General features: G+C 37.2%; 24 protein-coding genes. 18 read left to right on the plus strand and 6 right to left on the minus strand.

Going from position 1 to position 25,160, the window contains the following annotated elements; genetic code table 11:
• The first annotated feature begins 31 nt into the window (after nucleotides 1-31).
• Nucleotides 32-1,330, plus strand: coding sequence for a hypothetical protein (locus ACWNCI_RS03175; RefSeq protein ID WP_449387165.1), 1,299 nt, complete (start codon nucleotides 32-34; stop codon nucleotides 1,328-1,330).
• A 109-nt stretch (nucleotides 1,331-1,439) separates the two neighbouring features.
• Nucleotides 1,440-2,000 (plus strand): sugar O-acetyltransferase, encoded by a 561-nt coding sequence (locus ACWNCI_RS03180; RefSeq protein ID WP_449387166.1) that lies wholly within the window; start codon nucleotides 1,440-1,442, stop codon nucleotides 1,998-2,000.
• A 56-nt stretch (nucleotides 2,001-2,056) separates the two neighbouring features.
• Here ACWNCI_RS03180 and fsa read toward each other — a convergent pair whose 3' ends face one another.
• Together fsa and ACWNCI_RS03190 are read right to left on the minus strand one after the other, a co-directional pair.
• A complete protein-coding gene (fsa, locus tag ACWNCI_RS03185) occupies nucleotides 2,057-2,710 on the minus strand; it encodes a fructose-6-phosphate aldolase (protein WP_346985580.1) in 654 nt (217 codons plus the stop codon).
• Between the two features lie 609 nt (nucleotides 2,711-3,319).
• The gene (locus tag ACWNCI_RS03190; RefSeq protein WP_449387167.1) at nucleotides 3,320-3,874 is read right to left on the minus strand and encodes a tetratricopeptide repeat protein; all 555 of its coding nucleotides are present in this window, start codon (nucleotides 3,872-3,874) and stop codon (nucleotides 3,320-3,322) included.
• Between the two features lie 200 nt (nucleotides 3,875-4,074).
• Here ACWNCI_RS03190 and pepE point away from each other — a divergent pair, with 200 nt between their 5' ends.
• The 3 genes from pepE (at nucleotide 4,075) to ACWNCI_RS03205 (ending at nucleotide 7,412) form a co-directional block, all read left to right on the plus strand.
• Nucleotides 4,075-4,767 carry a dipeptidase PepE gene (gene pepE, locus ACWNCI_RS03195; RefSeq protein WP_449387168.1) on the plus strand — a complete coding sequence of 231 codons (693 nt, stop codon included), beginning with the start codon at nucleotides 4,075-4,077 and terminating at the stop codon, nucleotides 4,765-4,767.
• 112 nt (nucleotides 4,768-4,879) lie between these two features.
• Nucleotides 4,880-6,250, plus strand: coding sequence for a D-alanyl-D-alanine carboxypeptidase/D-alanyl-D-alanine endopeptidase (gene dacB, locus ACWNCI_RS03200; protein WP_449387169.1), 1,371 nt, complete (start codon nucleotides 4,880-4,882; stop codon nucleotides 6,248-6,250).
• Between the two features lie 7 nt (nucleotides 6,251-6,257).
• The gene (locus tag ACWNCI_RS03205; protein WP_449387170.1) at nucleotides 6,258-7,412 is read left to right on the plus strand and encodes a sensor histidine kinase; all 1,155 of its coding nucleotides are present in this window, start codon (nucleotides 6,258-6,260) and stop codon (nucleotides 7,410-7,412) included.
• A gap of 59 nt (nucleotides 7,413-7,471) precedes the next feature.
• On the opposite strand, the gene ACWNCI_RS03210 is transcribed toward ACWNCI_RS03205, so the two are convergent.
• Nucleotides 7,472-9,316, minus strand: coding sequence for a M61 family metallopeptidase (locus tag ACWNCI_RS03210; protein WP_449387171.1), 1,845 nt, complete (start codon nucleotides 9,314-9,316; stop codon nucleotides 7,472-7,474).
• 332 nt (nucleotides 9,317-9,648) lie between these two features.
• Here ACWNCI_RS03210 and ACWNCI_RS03215 point away from each other — a divergent pair, with 332 nt between their 5' ends.
• From ACWNCI_RS03215 to ACWNCI_RS03270, 12 genes are all read left to right on the plus strand, one after another.
• Nucleotides 9,649-10,914, plus strand: a complete 1,266-nt coding sequence (locus tag ACWNCI_RS03215) for a site-specific integrase (RefSeq protein ID WP_449387172.1) — start codon at nucleotides 9,649-9,651, stop codon at nucleotides 10,912-10,914.
• A 121-nt stretch (nucleotides 10,915-11,035) separates the two neighbouring features.
• The gene (locus tag ACWNCI_RS03220) at nucleotides 11,036-12,049 is read left to right on the plus strand and encodes a hypothetical protein (RefSeq protein ID WP_449387173.1); all 1,014 of its coding nucleotides are present in this window, start codon (nucleotides 11,036-11,038) and stop codon (nucleotides 12,047-12,049) included.
• A gap of 670 nt (nucleotides 12,050-12,719) precedes the next feature.
• Nucleotides 12,720-13,097: a single-stranded DNA-binding protein gene (locus ACWNCI_RS03225; protein WP_217199556.1), complete on the plus strand. Its 378-nt coding sequence runs from the start codon at nucleotides 12,720-12,722 to the stop codon at nucleotides 13,095-13,097.
• A 44-nt stretch (nucleotides 13,098-13,141) separates the two neighbouring features.
• Nucleotides 13,142-14,215 (plus strand): DUF932 domain-containing protein, encoded by a 1,074-nt coding sequence (locus tag ACWNCI_RS03230; protein ID WP_449387174.1) that lies wholly within the window; start codon nucleotides 13,142-13,144, stop codon nucleotides 14,213-14,215.
• A 52-nt stretch (nucleotides 14,216-14,267) separates the two neighbouring features.
• The gene (locus ACWNCI_RS03235; RefSeq protein WP_449387175.1) at nucleotides 14,268-14,474 is read left to right on the plus strand and encodes a DNA-binding protein; all 207 of its coding nucleotides are present in this window, start codon (nucleotides 14,268-14,270) and stop codon (nucleotides 14,472-14,474) included.
• 4 nt (nucleotides 14,475-14,478) lie between these two features.
• Nucleotides 14,479-14,688 (plus strand): hypothetical protein, encoded by a 210-nt coding sequence (locus ACWNCI_RS03240; RefSeq protein ID WP_112376282.1) that lies wholly within the window; start codon nucleotides 14,479-14,481, stop codon nucleotides 14,686-14,688.
• Nucleotides 14,685-15,290, plus strand: coding sequence for a PRTRC system protein E (locus tag ACWNCI_RS03245; RefSeq protein ID WP_449387176.1), 606 nt, complete (start codon nucleotides 14,685-14,687; stop codon nucleotides 15,288-15,290). The genes ACWNCI_RS03240 and ACWNCI_RS03245 overlap by 4 nt, the downstream gene beginning before the upstream one ends.
• Nucleotides 15,291-15,307: 17 nt before the next feature.
• Nucleotides 15,308-15,526 (plus strand): PRTRC system protein C, encoded by a 219-nt coding sequence (locus ACWNCI_RS03250; RefSeq protein WP_002978317.1) that lies wholly within the window; start codon nucleotides 15,308-15,310, stop codon nucleotides 15,524-15,526.
• 17 nt (nucleotides 15,527-15,543) lie between these two features.
• A complete protein-coding gene (locus ACWNCI_RS03255; protein WP_449387177.1) occupies nucleotides 15,544-16,695 on the plus strand; it encodes a hypothetical protein in 1,152 nt (383 codons plus the stop codon).
• A gap of 11 nt (nucleotides 16,696-16,706) precedes the next feature.
• Nucleotides 16,707-17,426 carry a PRTRC system protein B gene (locus ACWNCI_RS03260; RefSeq protein WP_449387178.1) on the plus strand — a complete coding sequence of 240 codons (720 nt, stop codon included), beginning with the start codon at nucleotides 16,707-16,709 and terminating at the stop codon, nucleotides 17,424-17,426.
• On the plus strand, nucleotides 17,426-18,232 hold the full coding sequence (locus ACWNCI_RS03265) for a PRTRC system ThiF family protein (RefSeq protein WP_449387179.1): 807 nt from the start codon (nucleotides 17,426-17,428) through the stop codon (nucleotides 18,230-18,232). The genes ACWNCI_RS03260 and ACWNCI_RS03265 overlap by 1 nt, the downstream gene beginning before the upstream one ends.
• A gap of 386 nt (nucleotides 18,233-18,618) precedes the next feature.
• Nucleotides 18,619-21,954, plus strand: coding sequence for a sacsin N-terminal ATP-binding-like domain-containing protein (locus ACWNCI_RS03270; RefSeq protein WP_449387180.1), 3,336 nt, complete (start codon nucleotides 18,619-18,621; stop codon nucleotides 21,952-21,954).
• An 85-nt stretch (nucleotides 21,955-22,039) separates the two neighbouring features.
• On the opposite strand, the gene ACWNCI_RS03275 is transcribed toward ACWNCI_RS03270, so the two are convergent.
• The 3 genes from ACWNCI_RS03275 to ACWNCI_RS03285 form a co-directional block, all read right to left on the minus strand.
• Nucleotides 22,040-22,438, minus strand: coding sequence for a DNA-binding response regulator (locus ACWNCI_RS03275; RefSeq protein ID WP_449387181.1), 399 nt, complete (start codon nucleotides 22,436-22,438; stop codon nucleotides 22,040-22,042).
• Between the two features lie 274 nt (nucleotides 22,439-22,712).
• On the minus strand, nucleotides 22,713-23,012 hold the full coding sequence (locus ACWNCI_RS03280) for a helix-turn-helix domain-containing protein (RefSeq protein WP_133576201.1): 300 nt from the start codon (nucleotides 23,010-23,012) through the stop codon (nucleotides 22,713-22,715).
• A gap of 2 nt (nucleotides 23,013-23,014) precedes the next feature.
• On the minus strand, nucleotides 23,015-23,305 hold the full coding sequence (locus ACWNCI_RS03285) for a helix-turn-helix domain-containing protein (RefSeq protein WP_449387182.1): 291 nt from the start codon (nucleotides 23,303-23,305) through the stop codon (nucleotides 23,015-23,017).
• A gap of 170 nt (nucleotides 23,306-23,475) precedes the next feature.
• Between ACWNCI_RS03285 and ACWNCI_RS03290 the strand changes: the two genes are divergently transcribed.
• The gene (locus ACWNCI_RS03290; protein ID WP_449387183.1) at nucleotides 23,476-25,077 is read left to right on the plus strand and encodes a hypothetical protein; all 1,602 of its coding nucleotides are present in this window, start codon (nucleotides 23,476-23,478) and stop codon (nucleotides 25,075-25,077) included.
• Nucleotides 25,078-25,160 lie beyond the last annotated feature (83 nt).

Consider the following 25,160-nt stretch of genomic DNA (forward strand, 5'->3'; position numbering starts at 1 on the left):
AAGGATAGTAAAATTACATGCAAAATAAATTATGTTAAAGAAATATTTTACTCTATTTCTTTATTTCATCTGCAATATGACTGTTTGGGGGCAGGAAAAGCAACCTGTTGATCCTGCTTTTATTTCACGTTATTTTAAAGAAATTAAAAAAGCTACCGAACAGGGATTTGGAGTTTGGAACAGAGATCTGTACGGTAATATTCTTCTTGTTGATCCGACGACCCGTCAATTATACAGTAATAATCCCGATCTAAAGAATGTTTTGAAACCTAATCATGATATTTACCAGGGAAGCCTTCCTGATGATATTAACATTGCTAATACTTCGGTTCAATGGGGAGGCAAAGTTTGGGCAATGATCATGCTGCCTCTTCCTGATGACAAATATGAAAGGGTTAATCTTTCGGTTCATGAGCTTTTTCATACGGCTCAGGCATCATTAGGCTTTGCTCAAAACAATAAGGAAAGCAAACATCTTGACCAGAAAGAAGGCAGAATTTTTCTTCGGTTGGAACTGGAGGCTCTCAAAAAAGCAATTCTTGCGGCGACATCAAATGAACAGAAAAAGCATTTAAGCAATGCGTTGATGTTCAGAAAACACAGAAATGTACTTTTTCCGGGATCGGATGATATTGAGAACCAGCTTGAGCTCAACGAAGGTATTGCAGAATATACAGGCTTTGCAATGAGTGGCAGAAATAAAGAACAGATAAAGCAACATTTTATAAGCGATCTGGACAATTTTATTGCAAACCCAACTTATGTAAGATCTTTTGCTTATGTTACAACGCCGATATACGGATATTTTGTAAGCTTTAAAAATAAAAATTGGAACCGGGAGATATCAGCTAAAACAAACTTAACGGATTTCTTCATCGAAAAACTGAATATCAAAATACCTGATGATGTAAAATCTATTCCTGATAAGGTAATTGAAGAATACGATGGACTTTCGATTATTGCTCAGGAAAAATTAAGAGACGAAAAAATACAGGCGAAAATAGCAGAGTATAAGGCGAGATTTGTTGAAAAACCTCATTTCGAAATCACTTTTGAAAAGATGAATATTTCCTTTGATCCCAGAAATATACTTTCGCTAGAAGATGAAGGAACCGTCTATCCGAACGTCCGGATCACTGATAACTGGGGTATTCTTGAAGTAAGCAAAGCCGCTTTGATTTCTCCTGACTGGAGCAGAATATCAATTGATATTCCTGAAAAGATCAATGGCTCTACAATCGAAGGAGATGGCTGGATCTTAAAGCTAAAGGGAAATTATAAGGTAGGCAAGGATGAAAAAGACCGCAATTACATTCTTATTAAACAATAATTTATATTTAATGTGAGATTGATCTAAATAAAATCAGGATGAAAGTAATTTTTCATCCTGCTTTCTTTTTGCTATATTTAAAATTAAATCAACCCATCACAATAAGAATATGACAGAAAAGGAAAAATGTGCGAACGGTCTTTTATACAATGCCAACTACGATCAGGAGCTGATCGATGAAAGAATTAGTGCTAAAGATCTCTGCCATGAGTACAACCAACTGATAAATTCAGATTCGGAAGGACGAGAATTTTTACTGAAGAAAATTTTAGGAAAAACAGGACAGAATATCTGTATCGAGCCCAGCTTTTGGTGTGACTACGGCTACAATACTGAAGTAGGAGAAAACTTCTATTCCAATCATAATCTCGTAATTCTGGATTGTGCAAAAGTGACTTTCGGAAGCAATGTATTTATCGGTCCCAATTGCGGATTCTATACGGCCAATCATCCCATCGATGCGAAACAACGGAATGAAGGCCTTGAAACGGCTCATCCGATAACAGTCGGGGACAACGTCTGGTTCGGCGGAAACGTAGTTGTACTTCCGGGTGTTTCCATTGGAAATAATTCCGTGATCGGTGCCGGAAGCGTGGTGACCAGAGATATCCCCGAATATGTGGTAGCCGTAGGCAATCCCTGTAAAATTGTAAAAAATATAGATCGGTAAATTCAAAGGCGCGGAAACGAAGTTTCCGCGCCTTTGAATTATTATATTAAAATAAATTAAGCCAGTTTCTGAGAATCTGCAATAAACTGAGCCAATCCGTTATCTGTCAATGGATGCTTAAGAAGGCTCAAGATCGGAGGAAGTGGTGAAGTGATCACATCGGCACCAATCTTCGCACAGTCGATAATATGCATTCCGTGACGGATAGAAGCTGCTAAAATCTCAGTTTCATACATATAGTTGTCAAAAATCAATCTGATCTCCCGGATTAAGTTTAATCCGTCAGTTGAAATATCATCAAGTCTTCCAAGGAAAGGAGAAACATACGTTGCACCTGCCTTAGCAGCCAAAAGAGCTTGCCCCGGAGAGAAAATCAATGTACAGTTGGTTCTGATTCCTTTATCTGAAAAATATTTTAAAGCCTTGATTCCGTCTTTGATCATTGGGATTTTTACCACGATATTCGGGTGGATTGCTGCCAATTCTTCACCTTCTTTGATCATTTCTTCATACGTTGTAGAAAGAACCTCAGCAGAAATATCTCCGTCTACGATGTCGCAAATCGCTTTGTAATGATTTTTGATCGCTTCAGCACCCTGAATTCCTTCTTTAGCCATTAATGATGGATTGGTGGTAACACCGTCAAGGATTCCAAGATCTTTAGCTTCTTTAATTTGCTCTAAATTAGCAGTGTCAATAAAAAATTTCATGTTTTACAGATTTATGTATTACAAAGATAAACATTCCTTTTTGGAGGGAGAAATTTAAATGAGGAAGATTAAGAGTCAGGTTAAAGGTTTAAAGTTGAAAGTTTGAGGGTAAGGCTAAGGTTGAGGTTGAATTGACCGTAAGCGAGGATATTTGGTAAAATCTGAATCATTTTATCAATAGGGGCGGACTTTTAGTCCACCTGTCAGCATCAAATGTAATGGAAAACGGCTTTTTTAGCCAAAACATATATTAAATAGGATTTCTCACTGATTTGCTGGATTAATTAACGAATAATTATCTGCTAAATCAGCAAAATCTGTGCGCATATAAATAAATTATTATAAACTCTGAGTATTTCATTCAAATGGTAACCAAATTATTTAACCCGAAAGTCTGTCGCACCCTTGCAACAGGTTTTCGGGAACACCCGAAAAGCCGTTGCACCCTTGCAATGAACTTTCGGGAAAGTCCGAAAACCTCCTGCAACCTGCAGCAAACTTTCTGGAACCCCCGAAACCTTCCTGCAGGTTGCAGTGAGTTTTCTGATCACTATACATAAAAAAAGATCCGGAAATTTCCGGATCTTTTTAAATATGAATTCATTTATTTTATGAATTCAATGCCTTACTCAGTTTTACAGCATCCTGGTTGGTTGGGTCATACTGCAAAGATTTTGCGATATGCTCCTTAGCCTTGTCAGGATTAGATTGTTGTTCCGAGAAAGCTATGTAAAAATAGGCATATGCCAGATTTTTCTTATTCTGTTCCACCTCTTCAGGTTTTACAGTGGCTATATATTTTTCATAAGCTATCTTAGCATTAGCATCATCTTTAGCATTTTGGTAGGCATACGCCTGGCTATAGTAAGATGGAGCCCAGTCTGGTAATAAAACCGATATTTTTTTCCACGTCTCAACAGCATTAGTCCAGTCTGAAGAATCCTGATAAGCACCTGCCAATTTTGCTAATGCCTCTGTATCTTTAGGATTGGCTTCTATCTGTTTTTTAAGAGCATCAATAGTAGGATTTGATGACTGGCTTGCTGTAGCAGTACTTGTCGTATTAGCCGTAGTTGCTGCACTGTCTGTCTGAGTGGTTTGTGCGCTCACAAAACCTGCACTTCCTACTAACATTAGACCTAAAAATAGGTTTCTGATATTCATTTTAGTCATTTTCATAATTCTAATATTTTTCAATTGTATAGAATAAAATTCAATAATAATTCCATAAAAGTTAATAATTTAGAATCTTTAAGTTTTTTTTGAAAAAATTAACGGCTTTTATATGTCTTTTATATTAATTTTAGATTCAGAGCGCTTTGAACTATCTTTGTCAGCAAACAATTTTAAAGGCATTTATACCAATGAATATTATATTAGCTTCCACTTCCACACTTTTCGGTGGAGAATATCTTGAATATCTAAAAGATGAACTGATCAAACTATATACAGGTGTCGATGAAATCATTTTTATTCCTTACGCAAGGCCGGGCGGTATTTCTTATGATGAATACACTGCAAAAGCATGTTCTTTCTTTCAGAAAATCAATATAGAAGTAAAAGGTCTCCACGAATTTGATGATAAAGCAGAAGCATTAAACAATGCAAAAGGTTACTTTACAGGTGGCGGAAATACCTTTTTACTGGTTAAGACCTTACACGAAGAAAATCTGATGACCGTTTTAAAAAGTAATGTTGAAAGTGGAAAACCTTACCTGGGATGCAGTGCCGGAAGTAATATCGGAGGACAGAATATGAAAACCACCAACGATATGCCGATCGTTTATCCTCCGAGCTTTGACTGTATGGGGCTGGTTCCGTTCAATATCAATCCGCATTACCTGGATCCGAATCCGGATTTACAGCATAATGGAGAAACCCGCGAAACCAGAATCAAAGAGTTTTTAACACAGAATGACCTTAAGGTAGTCGGACTTCGGGAAGGAAACTGGATCAGAAAAAAAGGTGATCGGATCACTGTTGAAGGTACAGAGCTTACCAGGATTTTTGAAAAAGATAAGGAGCCTTACGAGATAGAACCCGGAACTGAACTGTAATTTTATTTTTAATTATATTTGAATTGAAGAATGATAGCGGTGTCAGGCTGAGCTTGTCGAAGCATTTGTAATCATTATTTTACTTTTCGCAGATTTAAAATAAGCTTAAAGAATGAGAAAAATAGTAACAGTCCTTACTTTATCAACGCAGATTATTTTTGCCCAGAATGTATCCCAAAAGCTGGACGAAGCTACCAAAAATCTGATGAATTCTTCAGGGGCTATTTCGTCAAACCTGTCATTTTACGTTTCGGATGAAAGTGGAAATCTCGTGTACGAATATCAGGGAAACAAAGGATTTTCCACTGCTTCCACGCAAAAGATATTCACGGCAGCGGCAGCTCTGGAAGTTTTAGGTAAAAACTATACATACAAAACCAGTTCCGGCTATTCAGGGACGATTTCTTCAGGTGCTTTAAAGGGAAATTTAATAATAAGTTCTACCGGTGATCCTACATTAGGCAGCTGGCGGTATGATGGGTACAAGCCGGAAAACTTTAAAAAGAAATTAATAGAAGCTGTAAAAAAAGCGGGAATCAATAAAATTTCAGGAGATCTTATCATCGACGATTCTTATTTCGACCATCAGACTATTCCCGGCGGCTGGCCGTGGGATGATCTCGGCAATTATTACGGAGCGGGAATCTGGGGCGTGAACTGGCGCGAAAACCAGTTTGATATCAATATCAACGGAAATGAATTTAAAAGTTTTTCTTATCCGTTAGAAGGGGTAAGATGGCTTAATGAGGTAAAGGTTGGTGGTAATTCAGACCAGAGTCTTATTTTCACAGCGCCTCATTCAAATGTTGCTTTAATCAATGGAACTTTACCTGCAAAAACAGTTACCGTTTCCGGCGCTACTCCAAATCCGCCGTTGCAATTGGGCGTTGAAGTAAAGCAGTGGTTGAAAGATTCCGGAATCGATTTTTCAGGAAAAGTAATGACCAATTCTCAACTGGAAATTGAAGGAAAACAAACCCAGCAGCTCTCTAAGAATAATGTAATCTTTACCTACGAATCTCCGACTCTGGATAAAATTGTGTATTGGTTTTTAAGAAAAAGCATTAATCTGTACGGGGAAACTTTAATCAAAACATTAGCGAAAGAAAAGAAAGGAAATCCGTATTTTAAAACCGGAGTCGCTTTCTTAAAGGAATTCTGGAAGTCAAAAGGTATCAATCCGAATATGATCAATTTCGCCGACGGAAGCGGTCTTTCTCCCCAAAATTATGTTTCTGCCAAAGCCGAAGTGCAAGCATTGCTGTATGCAAAAAAACAGCCCTGGTTCGAATCTTATTATGAAGGTTTCCCCACCCAGGACAACGGCATGAAAATGAAAAGCGGAACCATGAGAGATACTAAATCTTTCGCAGGTTTTCATACAGCCAAAGACGGAAAAAAATATGTGTTTTCAATCATTATCAACAATTACCAGGGAAGTGGAAGTACTGAGCTGCAGAAAATCCTGAGTGTTTTAAAATAAATTTACTTTGAGAAAATCAATATTTGCAAGGCTGAATAACTGGATCATATTTGTACTGATGACGATCGTTGTCCTTACGATTGTGATTGCTTCTACCATTCTGATCAATTTTCTCCGTAAAGAAGAGATTAAAAGGGTGGATATTTTAGTAACTGCCCTTAAATTTCAACAGGAAGTAGACAATCCAAATCTGGAAGTCCAGGCATTGCTTTTACAGATTTACAGCTCAAATACTACAGTTCCGGTTATCATCTTAGACGAAAAAGACAATGTGATTGAGCATAAAAATCTTCCGAAAGATATAGAAAGCAATCCTGATGAAATTGTCGCTTTGGCAAAGAAGATGGCTAAAAGCTATCCTCCAATCGAGATTGAAATTACAAAAGGAGATAAACAGATCGTTTTTTACGACAATTCCCCATTGCTTAATAATCTAAGATATTCTCCTTATATACTCGGTTTTTTCATTTTGTGCTATTTTCTGTTTTCATTCTGGTTTTTCAGAACGATTAAAAAAACGGACGAAGGGTATCTTTGGGCCGGGTTGGCGAAAGAAACGGCACACCAGATCGGAACTCCTTTATCATCCATGATCGGCTGGATGGAAATTATGAAGCTGGATGATCCCGATTCCGAAGGTGTTCATGAAATAGAGAAAGACATTGAAAGATTAAAAACCATCTCTGAAAGATTCTCTAAAATAGGTTCGGTTCCGGAGCTGAATGATATGGATCTCAATAAGACCATCAGCGATAATTATGATTATTTGAAAACACGTATTTCGAAAAAAATCAATTTCGGATTACATCTTCCCGGTTACACCATTAAAGTTCCCCACAACAGAATTTTAATGAGCTGGGTGATCGAAAATCTGGTTAAAAATGCGGTAGACGCAATGAAAGGTGAGGGATCTATTTCAATGTCCGTTGGTGAGCGTAATAAAAACATCATCATTGAGATTCAGGACAACGGAAGCGGAATGACAAAACAACAGGCCCTAAATGCTTTCAAACCGGGATATTCTACAAAAAAACGGGGTTGGGGATTAGGATTATCACTGGCAAAAAGAGTTGTGCAGGAATATCACAACGGGGATATTAAAATTGCGCAGACAGAGGTAGGAAAGGGAACAACATTCAGAATAATGATAAGGAAAGCTTGATGAAATCACGAAAAAAGCGGAGAAAATTCCCCGCTTCATTATTAATTCTTTAGTGAAAGTTATTTCTTTCCTGTCAGCCACTGATCCTGAAGCTTTTTTTCTTCCGGCGTCGGATTAGCTTTAAACTGAAGTGTTTCTATCGTCATTTTATCAAGAACAGCTTTTCCTTTAAGTTCCATTTTTGCATTGTCTCTTAAAATGGTTACGGTTACATTTTGTCCTTCTTTAATGGTTTTAGAATAATTGATGAAGTCCTGAATATTCTGGATGTTAATGGTTTTCCCGTCTAATGCTACGATCTTATCCGTAATCTTAAATCCGATACTTTTGGCAAACGGAGACAGTGCAGAGCTTTCATCAAATATAAAGGCATTCGCTTTATCATCATATCCTGTCTGGTTCGGATCTTTGATGAACCAGAAAATTGGCGGAGTCTCCTTCGTTTTCATTTCTACACCTACCATATTAAGGTATTGTGCATATGGAGTAGGCTGGCTTCCTGCAATATACTTATTATAAAAATCTTTCACCTGAGGATAGCCTGTTACAGTAACCAGTTCATCAATCAGTTTATCATCCTTGAAAGGCTTGTTTTCACCGAATCTCTGAGACAGTTTTCTGATCATATCACGATAACCCATTTCACCATTGGAAAGTTTTCTGAGTTCAATATCCAGACACATGGCCAAAAGCGCGCCTTTCTCGTACACGTTTCTGTACTGATCCTTATATTCGTCAAGAAGAACATTTTTACTCATCACCGTGAAAGGCATGGTATCATTGTAGTTCTTCGAATTGGTGATTTTTTCATTCATTCTCTGAAGAAACTCTTCCTTAGTAATTAATCCTTCCTGGATCTGGAAAAGATTGGCAAAGTATTCCGTACCGCCTTCATACATCCACAGATGCTGAGACATTTTCGGATCTGCATAATCAAAATAGTGAATCTCTTCAGAATGTGTTTTCAACGGATTTACCGTGTGGAAGAACTCGTGAGAAACAACGTCGGTAATGGTTTTGTCGATGGCTTCCTTCGGCATCATTTCAGGAAGTACAACGCTCGTTGACTCGTGATGTTCCAAGGCGCCGAAACCTTTGATCTGCGGTCCATCTCCTCCCGCAAGATACAGCATGATTGCGTATTTTTTATTGGTATTCATATCTCCCAGGAATTTCTTCTGGGCCACGACCATTTTTTCCAGATTATCCTTAAAATCTGCAGCTTTATATTTTCCTGAAGGTGAATAAACGCCAAGCACAAGATCCATCCCACCTGCATTGAAGGTAATATAATCTGGCTTGGTGTACATCAGCGGAGAATCTGTCACCTTTGCATAATTAGCCAGTGTGAAAGTATCTGTCGCTTCAGATTTGTCCTGATCTACCAGAGCTGTCGTTCCGTAAAAATCTGTTGGCTTCTGGATCACCAGCTGATAAGGAACATCCTGCATATTGTCGATATAGCCTATGAATCCGTGGGTGTTGATAAGATAAACTTTCCCGGCTTCGATATCCGTTCCGGACGGGGAGAATACGGCTTTATGCTTTGAAGTATCCATTTCATCATCAAAACTGTCGTTGACCAGGTAAGTAATTTTAGATAAATCCTTAGCATTTTTAAGGGAATAGGTATTGTCATTAACTTTCGTGAATGCAAGCTCTTTTCCTTTAGTATCTAAAAATTTAATGCCTTCCACAAATCTTCCGTAATCATCAATAGAATACGTTCCCGGAACGGTTTTCGGAAAATGGAATTTCACATCTCCGGATTTCATTTTAGGAAAGTCCATGGTAACAGCCACCTTATCATCTTTCACGTTGACAAGATCAATCGTTGTTTTAATAGATTGGGCATTCACCAGAAACGCTGTTAAAACGCCTAAGCTAAGTGCTATTTTTTTCATTGAGTTTAAAATTATAGTTAAATAGTTGCTGAAAAACTGATTTTGTTACTAAATGTTGTAATAATTTTTGATAAAAAAGATTAGTAAAAAGCAAAAATAAGCAAAACGGTTAAAACCGTTGCTATGCAGGGTTTTATAAAGCAGTAGTCTTAGTTCGGAACTCGGTGTCTGATAGGTTTTGGTCATGAAAATACAAAGTTAGGTTACTAATTCATTACCGATTTACAAAGTAACCTTGCAGTATAACTGATTATATTTCAGTGTTTTGCGCTATTTTTTATATTCCCTTGTAACTCAATGTAATTTAATTTTAAACATTAAACATTTGAGTTATGGAACAGACAAAAAAATCCACGTTCAAGCTACTTTTCTATTTAAAAAAGAACGAGCCGAAAAAGAATGGTAATGCTCCAATTATGGCACGCATTACCATTGATGGGACACCTAAGACTTTGGGAACTAAGTTAGAAATCAACCTCAATAATTGGGATTTAAAGTACGGAAGAGTTGAAGGCAAGAGTGCAAAAGCACTAGGTATTAATCAAAAATTGGATAATATACGGGCACGTATCGATACCCTTTATGAAGATATGCTGAAACACGAGGGTTTTGTAACGGCACAAAAGCTGAAGCTTGCATTTCTCGGTGTTGGTGTAATGGAAGATTCCTTGCTGAAAGTATTTAAAAAGAACAATGATGATTTTGGTAAAATGGTAGTACAAGGAGAACGCTCCGAAAGTACCTACTATAAGTACAAAATTGTCTATAACCATGTTGCTGAATTTATTAAAAGCAGGTATCATCGTGATGACATGGCGTTCAGGGAATTGACGTGTGATTTTATCAGAGAGTTTGATTTCTTCCTTAGAATAGACAAAAAGTGCACACACAATACTGTTTGGGTATATACGATGCCACTCTATCGTGTTGCGGAAATAGCTGTCAAAAACGGTCTTATCAGGAAAAATCCTTTTGAAGATTACGAAATCTCCATGAAGGAAAATGATCGCAGTTACTTGCTAAAGGAACATGTCGAAGCTCTTTTAATGCATTGCCCTTCAAAAAACTATTATGAACTTGTAAAGGATCTTTTTGTATTTAGCTGTTTTACGGGCTTATCTTACATAGATATCAAACAACTTAGAAACACTAACATACAGTCCTTTTTTGATGGTCATGACTGGATTATAAGCCGAAGACAAAAATCTGAAGTTGCTTCTAATGTAAGACTGATGGAAATACCTAAAAGAATCATTGAAAAATATAGAAGTGCTACCCGAAAAGATTTTATTTTTCCCGTTCCTACAAACAAAGTTTGCAACAGTTATATAGACAAACTTATTCAGGAATTAGGGATTGTTACCGAACAAAAAGTAACCTTTCACACCGCAAGACACACATTTGGAACAATGTTTTTGACTGAAGGCGTACCACTTGAAAGCCTTAGTAAAATGATGGGGCATAAAAATATTTCTACCACACAGATTTATGCTAAAATTACAAGCCAGAAAATAAGTAAAGATATGGATTTGGTATCGCATAAATTTGCTGGAATGGAAGCATCATTTGCAGAAATGGAGAAAGAAGTTCTCGTTTAGAATTATTGCTTACTAAACAAAGCAGGATGATTTCCTGCTTTGTTTGTTTCGAGAAGCTGGGTACTTTTAATAAAATTCTTTTTTTAAATTTACTTACAACAATTCTTTAAACAAAAAAACTATGTCTTTATGTAAACTGTGTCTTGAACGCGAAGCAAACAAAAAGAATACTCACTATCTTACTGATGCAATTATCCGCACCTGTCTTAACATAGAAGGTAGTAATGAACGCGAGAAAGGATTATATTTTGCTCTGGATAATACCAATCCGTTTATAGACTTTAATTTCCAACGTCTTGATGAGCTGACCCTCGAGACTACAATTGGAAGAAAACCAACGGAGGAAGAAATTGAAAATGCGAAATCCATTCCGTTTTCAGTGGATTACGTATTTTGTAGTGATTGCGAAAACCTGTTTACAGATATTGAAACACCATTTATTCAAAACATACTACCACACTTCCGACAAGCAGATCTTTCAGGTCTCAAAATAGTGAGCGAAGCTGATGTTGTTACAATTCGTAACTTCTTTCACATACAGTTGTACAGAAGTGCAGTCTGTGAAGATATTTTGGCGTTTTCACCTGAGTTTAAGGAGAAGTTACGTCACAGTATCCTCCAAAAAAATGGTGACACATCCATCCCCCTTTCGGTGACATATCTCCAAACTCTTGGAGGAAACGCGATATATACAGAAAATTACATTGGATTTACTGATGATAAAAACCCTTTTATTGTCTTCATGAATGATTTTGTTATACAGGTTTACGAGAATGAAGAAGCAATAAAATTTCTACCTTTCCATGGACTAAATGAACAAGAAACTTTTGTCTCTGCTATAAACATCAACGAAGAATCTTTTGCTTTTAAAATATTTGACAATGCAGAAAGAATGGTTTTTCTCAATACGGTAATCGTCAATGAAAAGGTTAAGAAAACAATACAATACTACCGAGATATGTTTGATATGTTCTGGAGAAAGCTATTTGGTGTCGACGCTCCGGTGCTACAAAAAGAAAGGTATATCCAGAGTCTTATCAATGGTGATGACAATAACTTAATTAAATACTCAAAACAGCAGGTTTTTGAATTTACCGTAGCTTATATGGCTAAACTTTTCAATGTCACCAAATAATTGCATATAATATTATAAGAAAGCCGAGGTAAATAATCCTCGGTTTTTTTTTTAGCCTATACTAATCTTCAAAGCACATTTATTCCTCCAGTGCCCATCCAACGCAATAAAAAAGCTTTGGCAGGATGTGTTAATAAACCATCCAGAAAAACTACCCAATCTTATCCCTCAACAAATATTTTCAGTATCGTTTACGTGGCTTCCAAAGCCACAATACTTTAAGATACTAAAATAAATTCTGCTAAATGTAATTGCAGATTTTGTAATCATAAGGCCATTTCCTCAATGCCTTTTTCACGTGCTTCCACATGTTTTTTTATTCAAGAACCGATATGCTTTTTTGTTCCATTTCAAGAGCAAAGGTATTTCCGTGTTCTTAACGCAGGAACAAGGTCGTGCCCTCCTGGTTTGCAAAAAAATCTCCACCCATTCGGGTCGTATTTTTTTGACAAAACCTTGTTCCTGCTAAACACTAACCTTTTTATGCTCATGAAACGAAACAAAGCATACTCCGGCTCTTTAGACGAATAAAAAAAATGTCAGAAATGAAAAAATACAGCATTGGAAATGGCAAAAGAGTGAAACGAAACTTCAGCACCTCCTCTCATTGCCGAATAAATCAAGGGAAATTAAATCAGAACAAAATTAATAACGCAAAAAAGTAGAAATCATGAACATCACAGGAAGACTGACAAGAGATGCGGAAGTACGCACAACGTCACAGGACAAACAAGTAGTAAACTTTTCAGTAGCGACCAACGACAGCTACCGTACCAAACAAGGCGAGCGTGTAGAGCAAACAACCTATTTCGACTGCTCCTATTGGATAACACCGAATGTAGCCAAGCTACTTACAAAAGGCACATTGGTTGAACTATCGGGGCGAGTAAGTACAAGAGCGTGGACAGGTAATGACGGAGAGCCAAGAGCAGGACTGAATTTCCATACCTCTCAAATCAAATTGCACGGAGGTAGCAAAAAAACGGAAACGGTACAAGCTACTACAGGTGCAAACAATAGCAAAACAGAAGACGACCTCCCATTTTAACAACAAGTATTCAATCATTTTTTAACATCAAATTTTTAAGCATTATGGCACATAATATCAATTTCAACGAGAGAACAGGACGTTATTCATTTTTTAGCGTTCAGCAAAAAGCGTGGCACAACTTGGGGCAAATCGTGGAGCAATACCCGACAAGCGAGGAAGCTATCAAACACGCAGGTTTAGATTACGAAGTCGTAAAATCTCCACTATTTACAAAAGGTTCGGGCATTATCGAAACGGCTAACGGCATAGAAATAGGCAGTAGCGAATTAGAAGTACCTAATTATTTCGCCAACATACGCACCGATAACAATGCAGTATTGGGAGTAGTCGGCAAGGATTACCACATAGTACAAAACCGTGAAGCATTTAATTTCTTTGATGCTATTGTAGGCGGTGGCGAGGGCATTCTCTATGAAACAGCAGGAGCATTAGGTAATGGAGAACGCATTTTTATCACAGCCAAATTGCCCAACTATATCCGTGTAGGCAATGGCGATGATGTTACGGAAAAGTACATTTTTCTAACCACTTCGCACGATGGTAGCGGAAGTATTACAGCCGCATTTACGCCTATCAGGATTGTATGTCAAAACACGTTGAATGCTTCGTTAAGGAGCATGACCAATGTAGTCCGCATCAAGCACACTTCGGGAGCAAAAGGGCGTATTGAGAATGCTCACAAGATTATGGGACTTGCCAACACATTGAGCAACCAATTAGAGGGCATTTTTAACGAGTGGACGAAAGTAAAAGTAACTGACCGAGAAGTACGGAAGCTAATCCAATTGGCACTTTGCCCAAATAAAGAAACGCTTGACCTAATCAAAAAAGGTGCGGATGATGAAATTTCCACCGTGTTCAAAAACACCGTTGAGGATGCTTTTGCTTATGCGATGATAAGCGATACACAGCAAATGGACACTACCAAAGGCACGTTGTTCGGAGCGTACAATGCTGTGACAGGGTACTATCAGAACGTGAGAAATTACAAGAACGACGAAGCTAAGTTGCAGAGCATTGTATTGGGTGGTACTGCCCAACTCAAATCACAGAAAGCATTTGAATTGTGTACTGGCTTTGCCTTAGATGGTGCGGAAATCCTAAACCTTAATTAAATAACCACAGGCTACCGCCTTAAACGGTGGTAGCCTACTATAAACAAAAGATATGAAAGCAAAATCAATAGACGAAGCGAAAAGTTTAGCTAAATCACAAAGCCTTGAAACGAAATACAAAGACGAAGCTATATATATCATTTACTGTAATAGAACGGAATTTTTCTATGTAGATACAAATAGCTTGATACGGCTTTGGGAACAGCTATTTGGTTACTATGAAAATGGAGTTTATACCGCTGAAAAATCACATTCATAAAGCTATGCAAGTAACAGATTTGAACGGTTGTCCTATTGAGATAACAAACCTTAAAGAAGCCATAAAAATGGCAAGGCAATACAAAGAATACCGCCACGAAGACAAAAGTTTTTCGGAGTTCGACAAAAGACAAAAAGCCTATTGGATAGATATGTACGAGAAACTGACAGTAATCAAAAAGCAATCTTCAACAATTAAAATTTCAGAACGATGAACACAAATTTTTTCAATCAAATACAGCAGTTGGACTTTACAGGAGTATTGCAACTGAACATTTCAAAAGGAATAGAAAGCAACCTAATTGTAACGGTATTGCTTAACAACGAACAATGCGGAGATAGTGCCAAAAACGGTATTCCCCCATTGACATTTAACGCCACGCCCCAAGAGTTTGACGAGGGATTTTTTGAACAGATAACAACACCTATACAAAAAGTATCGGGCTTAATGGTGGATATGGAAAAATTCTTAAAGCAATTGGAAGAGGTTAAAAAACAGTCCGCAATTGAGAAAGAAAAAAGCGAAAAAGAGAAAAAAGAAAAAGAAGCCAAAGACAAGAAGTTTAAAGATGCTATGGCAAAGGCTGACGAGTTGGAGAAAGAGGGCAAATTCCGTGAAGCGTGGATGAAAGTACCCGATATGACGGAGTTTCCCGAAAAAGCGGACGAGATACGCAAACGCAAAACATCATTATCCGACAAGTTTGCCACACCGAGCCTTTTCGGAGCAATGGAAGAAGTAACACCCGAAACGCCAGAGGAAGCAGTTATTGGCGATTATCCTATTGATGAAGCGGACGAAGAAGAACAGTATTAATAATTAAAACGAGCAATATGTTATTAGCAACCCAATTAGAGCGAGTGTTTATACTCAAAGATAAAGGACAGGACATCAGACTGACCGACCCCGAACCACGTTGGAGCGTGGAAGCAGTAATGAATTTTTACGCCAATATGTACCCGATTTTGACAACAGCAAAAGCATCTGCACCGCAAATTAAAGATGATGCAGTAGAATACAAATTTGAGAGCGTAATGGGTACGAAAGGTTAAACCAAAATTATAAAACGATGAATTATGCAACGCAACATCATATCGGGAACTATCAGCATACCCGAACAGAAACGACAACGGCAATTGCACCGACAGTTGGGCGAGTTCGCCAATTGGCTACAAAGACCAAAAGATGCAAACCAAGTGCAGAAAGACAAGCAGAAATCCGTACCAATAGCAATGCTACCAATGGTATTCTAAAGTGTACGTTTCTGCCAAAACTGAAAACAGCACAATCCGTACAGGCTTGTCAGAAAACGGAGAGGGATTTTTACAAGTCCCTTTCCAAACTTGCCGAGCATTACAGCATTGAGCCAATGCAGACCAAGGATTTTGAGTTTCCATACAATATAACATTGGCTATGTGGGATATGGAAACCAAAGTAAAACGTACCAATATCAATTGGGATAGCTTCAAATTGGTACAGGACAGTAAGAAAACCTATTTCACAAGTGAGGAACGATACAATACAGGTACAACCTTGTATTACATTCCTATTATACCGCTTTTTAAGATGCTCAAAGACCCGAAACGTAAAAAGACTGCACAGCTTTTAATATCAGTATGTAGTTATCTGTACCATATTGCCGATGTGCCGTATTACAGGCAAGAAGATAGCTATCTGTATTGGCAATATGAAATGCACAAAGATTGGGTAGAACAGGACGAGGAAACGGACGAAACCGAAGCTTATAAAAGGGAGTTGAGAAATGCTGAATACATTGGCGATAAGATAGAACAAAAGCTATTCAACCGTAGCAATCTAAAGGTATTTGAACAGCGCTTGAACCGATTTATAAGCGTTGATATGTTCGACAGGGAATTCCATGAGGTGTCTTGTAATGCGTTTGCCCTTTTTACTGAATATCCGAACGCAAGCATTTTCCGAAACGCACCAATATCCGAAGAAGACCCTTACAATGATGATTACGAAAACGAAGCAATCGGAATGGAAAAGTACATTTCATTTGTCGCAGATACAAAAGGCTGGTTATTTGAAAGCCTTAAAGAAAACATCAACAACGAGTTTAACGAATGTGGAGTATTGGAAGAACCTACCATTGGTAAAGCCTTTGACGGGAGCAAAATAAAAACGAACAACCTTGATTTTGAGAACCGCCTGTTTGCCTTATTGGACGACCTCTGCACACTATTAGACGACTTATAAAACAAAAGAAAATGAACAACGTAAACGACATAACCAACGATTTTGGCACATTGTACCACCCAAAATCCGCATTGGTTTTCTATGAAACCATGGGCACAAATACCGATATGTATGTGGAGCATTTCGATATGGACAGCAACGGAACGCCTATCAATGCCCACCCTTTGACGGTAAAAGAAGCCAACTTATTGGCAAAGGCGTTAAAGACTGATGAAGAAAAGAGCAAAGCATTTTTAAAACCAAAGGGGATTTTGCCGACCAATATTCTGCATATCAATCCGAGCGAAAAAGGTACGGTGCTATGGTACACCAAAGCACAGCAAAGACAGCTATATTTTGTGGATAGTTTAGATATTTCCAATGGCAAGGCACAAGTTCCGCCAATGCTCTGGTTTGCCAATAAAAACAGCCTTTCGGTATTTGCTTTGGCAAACGACAGAAGACCCACCGAGAAAACGCCATTGCATTATGCACCTTTCTTCAATATCTATGAAAAGGGCAATGTATGTATGGGTACTGTTAGTATTGACATTAAAAATTCGGCTTCGGTTGAGGAATTTATACAGGCGTGGGAACATTATTTCTTCAATTCTTATTTCAGTCATTCATTATGTGAAAACTTAACGAAAAAAAATATTGTAACCCTTTGGAAAGCCCTTATCAATACGGATAAACCCTTTCCTAAAGAGGTATTGAAAAAGAATAATAAAACCCTTAAAAATCTATTGTGATGAATACGACAAAAACAGCAGTTCATTTTACGGACAACTATTTACTCAATCCTACCAATCCAATTTCGGTAAACCTTATCGGAGCAGGTGGTACAGGCTCAAAAGTATTGACCGCCTTAATGGAAATAAACGAAAGTTTGATAGCATTGGGACACGCAGGGTTGCATGTCCGCCTTTGGGATGATGATGTTATCACCAGTGCCAATTTGGGCAGACAGCGTTTTGCAGAAAGTGAAACAGGATTATACAAATCCGTTGCTTTAATCAATCGGTGCAACCGTTGGGCAGGTACAAATTGGAAAGCCAAAACGGTAAAATTTGAAAAGGATAAATTCGGCAGATTGCTCGAAGAAACAAGGGCAATCATTACTATTACGTGCGTGGATAACGTACAGGCGAGGTTTGGCGTTGCTGAAATTCTTAAAGAAATAAGCTACCGCAGACACTACCAAGATGTGCCAAAATATTGGTTGGATTTTGGCAACAGCCAAGATACAGGACAAGTAATACTATCTACTATCGGAGAGATAAAGCAACCCAATTCTGAAAAGTATGAAACGGTGACAAGCCTGCCATTTGTTACCGATGAATTTGGCGAATTACTGAAGCAATCCGAACAAGAGGACAACACGCCAAGTTGCTCACTTGCAGAAGCATTGGAACACCAAGATTTGTTTATCAATTCATCATTGACCCAAATGGGTTGCTCCTTATTGTGGAACTTGTTCCGCAGGGGAATGACTGAATACAAAGGATTTTTTCACAATCTGAAAGATTTTCGCACCCAACCGATAAAAGTCGCTTAAATATCGAAATCGGCGGGCAAAAATGCAATTCCTCACTTCGGTCGGAAACGCCTTTTTGCTTTTGAAAGGTGCAACCACTTTGCTAAAATGAACCGCCCGCATATTCCCTTTCCTTACATTTTACCAAACAGGTTGCGACATTATTGCGTGGGATATTCTTTATCCCATTTTTTGTTTAAACCAACTTCTTTTCTTGCCAGACTGCGACCAAAGAAAAGAAGCAAAAGAACGTCGCTTGTTAGTTATGGTTTTAATATCTGTTAAAGCAAGGTTTTATTTTATTAAATTTGATAACAGTCAACGATCTTAAATCCATCGAAAAGAGCCATTGATGATTGGTAAAAAATAGTTGAATTATAATAATCCAAATTAAGAATAGACTATAAATGATTGAAAAAGAATTTGTACAACAAAGGCGTAAAGAAATTGCAGAGATTAGACATGCGGATAGTGTATATAGAGATATCCAGGCAAGGGAAGAAGAAAGAGAAGAATATGAAAAGCGCTGGTTCTGGGAACTACTCCAAAATGCAAAAGATTCTATTGAAGAAAATCAAAGTATCAGGGTTAAGATAGAGATAACTGATAAACAGATTTCTTTTTCGCATACTGGAAATCCATTCGAACTTGACGATATTCTGAGTCTAATTATACAAGGGTCATCGAAGAGTAATAAAGAAGGTAAAACTGGTAGATTTGGAACAGGTTTTATGACTACTTATCTTCTCTCAAAAAGGGTACGCATCACTGGAAAACTTATGGAAAATCAGGGTTGTTTTAGTTTTCTGTTAAATCGTGATGCTACAGATAACGATCATTTTTATAGATTACAATTAGAATCAAATAAAGAGTTCGACGATTCAATCCGGGAAGAAAGCTATCTCGACACAGGCGAATTTCAGACATTATTCACTTATGAGCTAGATTCCAATGGAAAGGAAACTGCAAAAATAGGCCTCCTTTGCCTTGATGAGCTTATCCCTATTACACAGCTCTTTAATGAACAGATAGAATCTGTTACGGTAATTGAGAGCGGAACTATCAAAACTTTCTCAAAAGTTCTACTCGATACACACGAGGAAGTAGGCATTGTAGAATGGCAGATCAGTACTGTTGTGGATAGTGTTGAATGTGTCAGCTTAAAGGCGTACATTCAAAAAGATGATAAATTTGAAGCCTGCATAATTACAGAATTACAGAAAAATAAAGAATTTATTTTTCCACTAACATCCAATTACCCTCGATTATATTACACGTTCCCACTTATTGGAACTGAAGAAATTGGAATACCGCTCATTATCAATTCAACTAATTTTGACCCTCGTGTTGAAAGAGATGGTATTTACTTGAAAAAAATATCCGAAGACGGAAGTGAGTCTTCCAATAAAGAAATCATAAACAAAGCATTAACCAAAAGTATGCTATCCTTTGCCAATCTCTTCAAAAGCAAAAACATAAAAGGTTTATATGAGTTATTCAGCTTTGATCTCTCCAAAGACCTTAAGTGGATAGATCACGAATGGTTCACTGCTGTCAAGGACAAAGCTATCGAGCTTCTAGCGTCTGAAGAGTTTATACGTTATAACGATGTAGATGAAAAATACAGCAGACTGAAGGATCTGACAATATCCTTCTCCGATAAAAAAGAACACATTACAGAGTTATGGAACCTTCTTTCAGAAATCAAAGACCTTCGAATTCCATTACACGTGGAGCTTTTTGATTGGATTAGAGTAGCTGAAAAAATTGCAATCATCAAGCAGAATGTAGAGAATACTTATGATCTCGATTTTGTCTGGGGCATGAATGAACTCATTGAGACAATTGAAGAAAAAGAGTCTCTTTCTGAACTTGATGATTCGTTGAATATAAAAGGTCACATTTGGTTGAACCGATTTTATCCTTTGGTAGTTAAAATAAAGGGACAGTTTCCACTGGGTAACAATATATCACTCAACCAAAGAGATATTTTTAGAAAAGCCGAGGGTATGAGTTGGGATATATCTAAAGATGACGAACTTGTTGCTATTTCTGATTTAATTGAACTGAACTTTGGGAGACATTTATTTTCGAGACAGATCACTGAATTCAGCATCAGTAGTGTAGAGCGATTTTCGATCCAGAATGCGATATCTGAACTGAAATCAGAATTAAATGATTTGACGGAAACAGATTTAGCACATGTAAAAAACCAAGAAGCAAGTGCGAGATTCCTGAAATGGCTTATTGTAAAAGAAAATAAAGATACTGTTAAAGACCTTAAAGTATTGACAGGAGCAAATAAAAAGAATGAGGAAAGTTTTGGATATGACCATTTCCCAAAGACAGACCATCTTTTGTTGACTCCCAAAGCTTACTTTGAAGCCGAATTTCCACTGTATGCCAATCTCATCAGAGATAAAGATTGTCTTAATGAGATATACAATACTTTTTTAGAAACTCACGATTATGTTTATCTAAGCAACAATGGGTTTGTACATTTGACTCCAATAGTCATAAAAACTGAGAATGCCACGGTTAAGTTGTTAGAGCATCTTCTTGTCCATGAAAATGACCTAAATTTACTGAGGGATGCGGACGGACAGCTTAAATACAAATTTGAAGTTTCCTTTTTAGATTTCGCCTATCTAACTGCATCTGATGGACATATATATAGCCGTAACACAACACAGAAGTCAAGTCTAGAACGACTTAAATTTATGCTGACAGAAGCAGTAGACAAGGACAGACTGTTTGATGAGGATAAACAGGAAATCATACTAGAAGGATTAGAGAATCCTATCTATTTGAGACAAAGTCTTTGGGTATACCGTGCCCGAAATCTAAACTGGATCAATGTAAAGACACAAAGTGAAGGAAGCGAAGCAAAATTTGTCAGTGAAACCCCTTCTTCAAAAAATCTCTCCGAACTTCTAAAGAATGATGAGGGATTGATAAAGACTATACGTGGTGCCAGACAACAGAGCTTTCTGAATAAATTGGGTGTCGGTGTATCTGATCTAATACGCAACACTCTTCCTTCAGATGAACTTCGATTAAGCTGGGATAAGGCCATAACCAATATGATCACAAGTGATGCAGATCCAGAATTGGTACAGGAGATTTTTAGTGATCCAGGAATAAAGAAAGAATATGAAAGAAGACTGAATGAGAGAAAACTCATCGGCAGAAACCAATCTATAGGCAAATTAATCGAAATACTTTTTAAAGAGTACATAGATAATCTACGGGCTAAGGGAGCTTCCCTAAATATAGAGCGAAGACCTTTTGGTAGTGATTATATACTTACGGAGGAATCATCTGATCTTGTCAATGCAAATAGAGAGCGTGAAGGTTTCAAAATCAATAATTGGTTGATAGAACTTAAAGCTACCGGAAAAGAACATGCAGCCATGACACCCTTACAAGCACAAAAAGCAACAGAAGAAAAAGATAACTACGCATTGGTCGTAGTTCCTCTTAATGGGACTGACCCCGATATTGAATACCTAAGACTACACGCCAAAGTAATAAGTAATATAGGCCACAGGATAAACAAAATTTATCCCGACTATAATGAAGTAGAAATAAGAAAAGGCAATCTCAATAGTGGAAAAGATGGCATTTCGGTCAACATTGAAGATCAGAATATACGGTTTAATGTCAATTCTGAAATATGGATATCAGAACATACCACTATCGAAGCTTTTGTTAAACTTATTTTTAAGGGAACAACAAATTAAATACAATCTTTACAGAACTTGCCTGCTGTAGAGTTTGGTTATATACACCCATGAGGAATTTGCTGCTCTTAAACTAAAATATTTTTCAGCCATTGGCAGCCTTAGCCTTGTCAATGGCTTTTCTAAAATCATCCGCATCGCTACCAACCAATAAATAGCTCGAAAAACCAATATCTAAAAGATCTTTCCCAACTTTTTCGTCATCAATATCACTATGGGCAATCAGTTTTATGGTGGGATATTGTCTTTTTAATTTTTGAAATTGCTTCAGGATATGGTTATCGTAAAAATCTAGGTCAATGATGCAAGCTTCGGGAAGTTCATTTAATGAAAACAATTTCGATAGTCCGTCATCAATTCTTTCAAAACGAGATAACACTTCAATTCCTGAAGCAATGAGGTCATTGCAAATCAAATCTAAAATAGGGCTTTTATCGTTGATAAATGCGAGAGTGATTTTTTGTTGTGATGTACAAGTTTCCATAATATTGTCAGATTTTGAGTTAATGGAGCTTCCTGCACAAAAAAAGAAAGCGCAGGCAACTACACTTACCGCACATTGAGGTACTGGTATACCCGACAACGAATAAGCGAGCGCCCACGCCTATGGCATGAGCGTTCTTCCTTATTGTCCCGTTGTCTAAAAATTACCAGTTTTCAATGTGGGACTTAAAGTAAAAACACTTTAAGATTTCTATATTTTACATAGCAAAGATACTAAAGTCGTTCCGATAGAAACATAGTCAAAACAAAATTAATTACAAGCATTGCCTATGATTAGTCACATAATTTTGTTCCAAGACGGTTAGAATATCACTTTCTTTATAAATTATCTTACCCCCAATTTGTATAAATGGCAGGATATTATCATCACGATATTGCTGTAAAGTCCTTTTGCTGATATGTAGCAGCCTACACACATTTTCGCCCGACAAGTATATTTCTCCATTCATTACAGGACGATAGTTTTTCAATATTTCTTCAACTCGATTTCTCAACTGCATTATCATTTGCTGTTGTTCTATTAATTCTTCAGCTTCATTCGTCAGTAAATCCATTGTCATTGGTATTTGTAGGGTTGTCCGGCTTCGAGCAAAGACTGCACATCCGAAAGTTTATAATAATTCTTGCGGTTCAGTTTGGAATATGGCAGAAGCTCTTTGTCCTTATAGGTCTGCAAAGTCCGTTTGGTAATATTCATCATCAGGCACACTTCCTGGTTATCGAGCCACTTTTCTTCTTTGAAAATCGGTGTGTATTTTTTCGTTGCGTTTTCGGTCATTTCCAAAAGTTCCTTCAACTCATTTTTCATTCCGTCCAATGCGGATTTTTGTATTGCGATAACTTCCATAATCTGCTCAATTTTTCTGTGGAAGTCTAAATTAAAGACGCTTAATGCAGTGTTGGAGATTGTTGTAGAGTTTGGCTTCGAGAGGTAGTATTTGTCGTCACGATATAAATCTCACGATAGTTTATTTTGTAAATTTGAAAAATATAGGTTACTGATAAATTAATTTTTAAATGGCAGTGTTACAAAAAGGCAATTCAAATTATCCGTTTTGGGGAGCATCAATAAATCTAATCACTGGACTTGACCCGTTAGGACTTCAAACAACATCAGAGGCCACCTATGCTACTATGTTGCCAGGTATTTCTAATTTGACAAACCGACTTCGTTATTATGGTTTTTATTGCTGGCTGTTAGATTTTTATTTCAAAAATGAAAAGCAAGGAAACTCAAAACAACAATACCGTTTTATCCGCAGAGCTGAATTGATGATTGCCATAATTATGCAAAGCGAGCGTAAAGGAGTTCAACAGATAACAGGAAGTAACTTTGCTTCAAACCTAATAAATACAGCTGAGGAAACTTATTTTGACTTAGCCGACGGAGCAGACAAGGACAACACCGATAAAAATGTTTATTGGAAATATCCGTCTGGTGCATTCGGACAATATTATTACGGAGCAATGCAGGCACTTTCCTTAATTATTACAGCAATAAATGATGATGGTGATGTTATTTACAACATTAGTAAACCACACCCAAGACAAAAAGTTTCTGGGAAACAATTAGCCGAGGCTTTTGAAGTTTCATTGTCACCACAAATAAAAGAATTGTTTTACAGTAACATCAAAAAAGGGAAACTTTACCAATCTGATATTTCAGAACTTATAAAATATTTTGCGATTGAGACGATAGAAACAGGAAATGCTGAATGGCAACTATATGTGGAAATGCTTTTGGACAAAGACGAACCAAGTCAAGAAATGGAAGAACGTTTTACTTTTCACAGAAGGGAAACAATTTTATCACTCTTAAATACAGCTGTTAAAAATGAAAATAATTACGACTGGTATAGATTTCTATTGGAAAGTTACCGAAAGAAATTGGGAACAAATAGTTATCCTGAAACGGAAACTAATATTGGTTGGTACTGCTATCAATTAAATGAGTATTGGCAGTACAGTTGCGGAACAATATTTTGGGCTGTATTACAACATCTTTACAATTTTCAACAAGACCAATATCTGCCATTGTTTGTAAAGAAATTTTCAAGCAGTATTACAAATGAAATATGCAAAGAGCTAAAGCAAGCCATAGAGCCAACAAGTTCACTTGCAGAAATTTTGGTGTTAATCACTGATACAGAAGACGAAGAAAACATCAAAAGGGAAATTGATGCAACAAACAACCCTGTTATGGCAGCAAAATATGGCTTTATGCTTTTGCTTCAAATATTCAAGAATAATAGAGAGCAACTTCATCCATTGAAAGAATTTATGAGCAGAAAAAAGATAGAAAGGGATGGGAATATGGTTGATGGCATCTTGACAGTTCACACAGCAGAAAATGATACACTTCAAGATTTTGTTGAACAATTTATTTTACGCAAAATTATTTACAGGCACTCAATGGTTGCACTCAGAAAAATGGGCAACGGCTCACAGGCTACCCACAAATTTTTTATTGAGGAACAATACATCCGTTTCATAGATACATTTCCACCAAGAAACACATCGCCAAGAATGAACGCCTTGCAAAACATAATGTTTGATTTACAGGTAATCAACGACCAAAGGGTTTTATCGCCATTACATAAGAAACTTTTGATTGACTGATGATACTAGAAAGAGAAAACATACTAACATTGATAGGAAGCAGAAGATATCATTCTGCAATTCTTACTACCTTCAGCTTTGAC

This window comes from Chryseobacterium lineare (assembly GCF_977014045.1).

Bases quoted from the DNA above. Each gene is read 5' to 3' on its own strand.
- ACWNCI_RS03225 (WP_217199556.1), top strand. From the start codon at position 12,720: ATGAACATCACAGGAAGACTGACAAGAGATGCGGAAGTACGCACAACG.
- ACWNCI_RS03280 (WP_133576201.1), bottom strand. From the start codon at position 23,012: ATGGATTTACTGACGAATGAAGCTGAAGAATTAATAGAACAACAGCAA.
- pepE (WP_449387168.1), top strand. From the start codon at position 4,075: ATGAATATTATATTAGCTTCCACTTCCACACTTTTCGGTGGAGAATAT.
- ACWNCI_RS03270 (WP_449387180.1), top strand. From the start codon at position 18,619: ATGATTGAAAAAGAATTTGTACAACAAAGGCGTAAAGAAATTGCAGAG.
- ACWNCI_RS03285 (WP_449387182.1), bottom strand. From the start codon at position 23,305: ATGGAAGTTATCGCAATACAAAAATCCGCATTGGACGGAATGAAAAAT.
- ACWNCI_RS03220 (WP_449387173.1), top strand. From the start codon at position 11,036: ATGTCTTTATGTAAACTGTGTCTTGAACGCGAAGCAAACAAAAAGAAT.
- ACWNCI_RS03275 (WP_449387181.1), bottom strand. From the start codon at position 22,438: ATGGAAACTTGTACATCACAACAAAAAATCACTCTCGCATTTATCAAC.
- ACWNCI_RS03250 (WP_002978317.1), top strand. From the start codon at position 15,308: ATGTTATTAGCAACCCAATTAGAGCGAGTGTTTATACTCAAAGATAAA.
- ACWNCI_RS03290 (WP_449387183.1), top strand. From the start codon at position 23,476: ATGGCAGTGTTACAAAAAGGCAATTCAAATTATCCGTTTTGGGGAGCA.
- ACWNCI_RS03245 (WP_449387176.1), top strand. From the start codon at position 14,685: ATGAACACAAATTTTTTCAATCAAATACAGCAGTTGGACTTTACAGGA.
- dacB (WP_449387169.1), top strand. From the start codon at position 4,880: ATGAGAAAAATAGTAACAGTCCTTACTTTATCAACGCAGATTATTTTT.
- ACWNCI_RS03190 (WP_449387167.1), bottom strand. From the start codon at position 3,874: ATGAATATCAGAAACCTATTTTTAGGTCTAATGTTAGTAGGAAGTGCA.
- ACWNCI_RS03235 (WP_449387175.1), top strand. From the start codon at position 14,268: ATGAAAGCAAAATCAATAGACGAAGCGAAAAGTTTAGCTAAATCACAA.
- ACWNCI_RS03180 (WP_449387166.1), top strand. From the start codon at position 1,440: ATGACAGAAAAGGAAAAATGTGCGAACGGTCTTTTATACAATGCCAAC.
- ACWNCI_RS03230 (WP_449387174.1), top strand. From the start codon at position 13,142: ATGGCACATAATATCAATTTCAACGAGAGAACAGGACGTTATTCATTT.
- ACWNCI_RS03265 (WP_449387179.1), top strand. From the start codon at position 17,426: ATGAATACGACAAAAACAGCAGTTCATTTTACGGACAACTATTTACTC.
- ACWNCI_RS03175 (WP_449387165.1), top strand. From the start codon at position 32: ATGTTAAAGAAATATTTTACTCTATTTCTTTATTTCATCTGCAATATG.
- ACWNCI_RS03215 (WP_449387172.1), top strand. From the start codon at position 9,649: ATGGAACAGACAAAAAAATCCACGTTCAAGCTACTTTTCTATTTAAAA.
- ACWNCI_RS03255 (WP_449387177.1), top strand. From the start codon at position 15,544: ATGAATTATGCAACGCAACATCATATCGGGAACTATCAGCATACCCGA.
- fsa (WP_346985580.1), bottom strand. From the start codon at position 2,710: ATGAAATTTTTTATTGACACTGCTAATTTAGAGCAAATTAAAGAAGCT.
- ACWNCI_RS03240 (WP_112376282.1), top strand. From the start codon at position 14,479: ATGCAAGTAACAGATTTGAACGGTTGTCCTATTGAGATAACAAACCTT.
- ACWNCI_RS03210 (WP_449387171.1), bottom strand. From the start codon at position 9,316: ATGAAAAAAATAGCACTTAGCTTAGGCGTTTTAACAGCGTTTCTGGTG.
- ACWNCI_RS03260 (WP_449387178.1), top strand. From the start codon at position 16,707: ATGAACAACGTAAACGACATAACCAACGATTTTGGCACATTGTACCAC.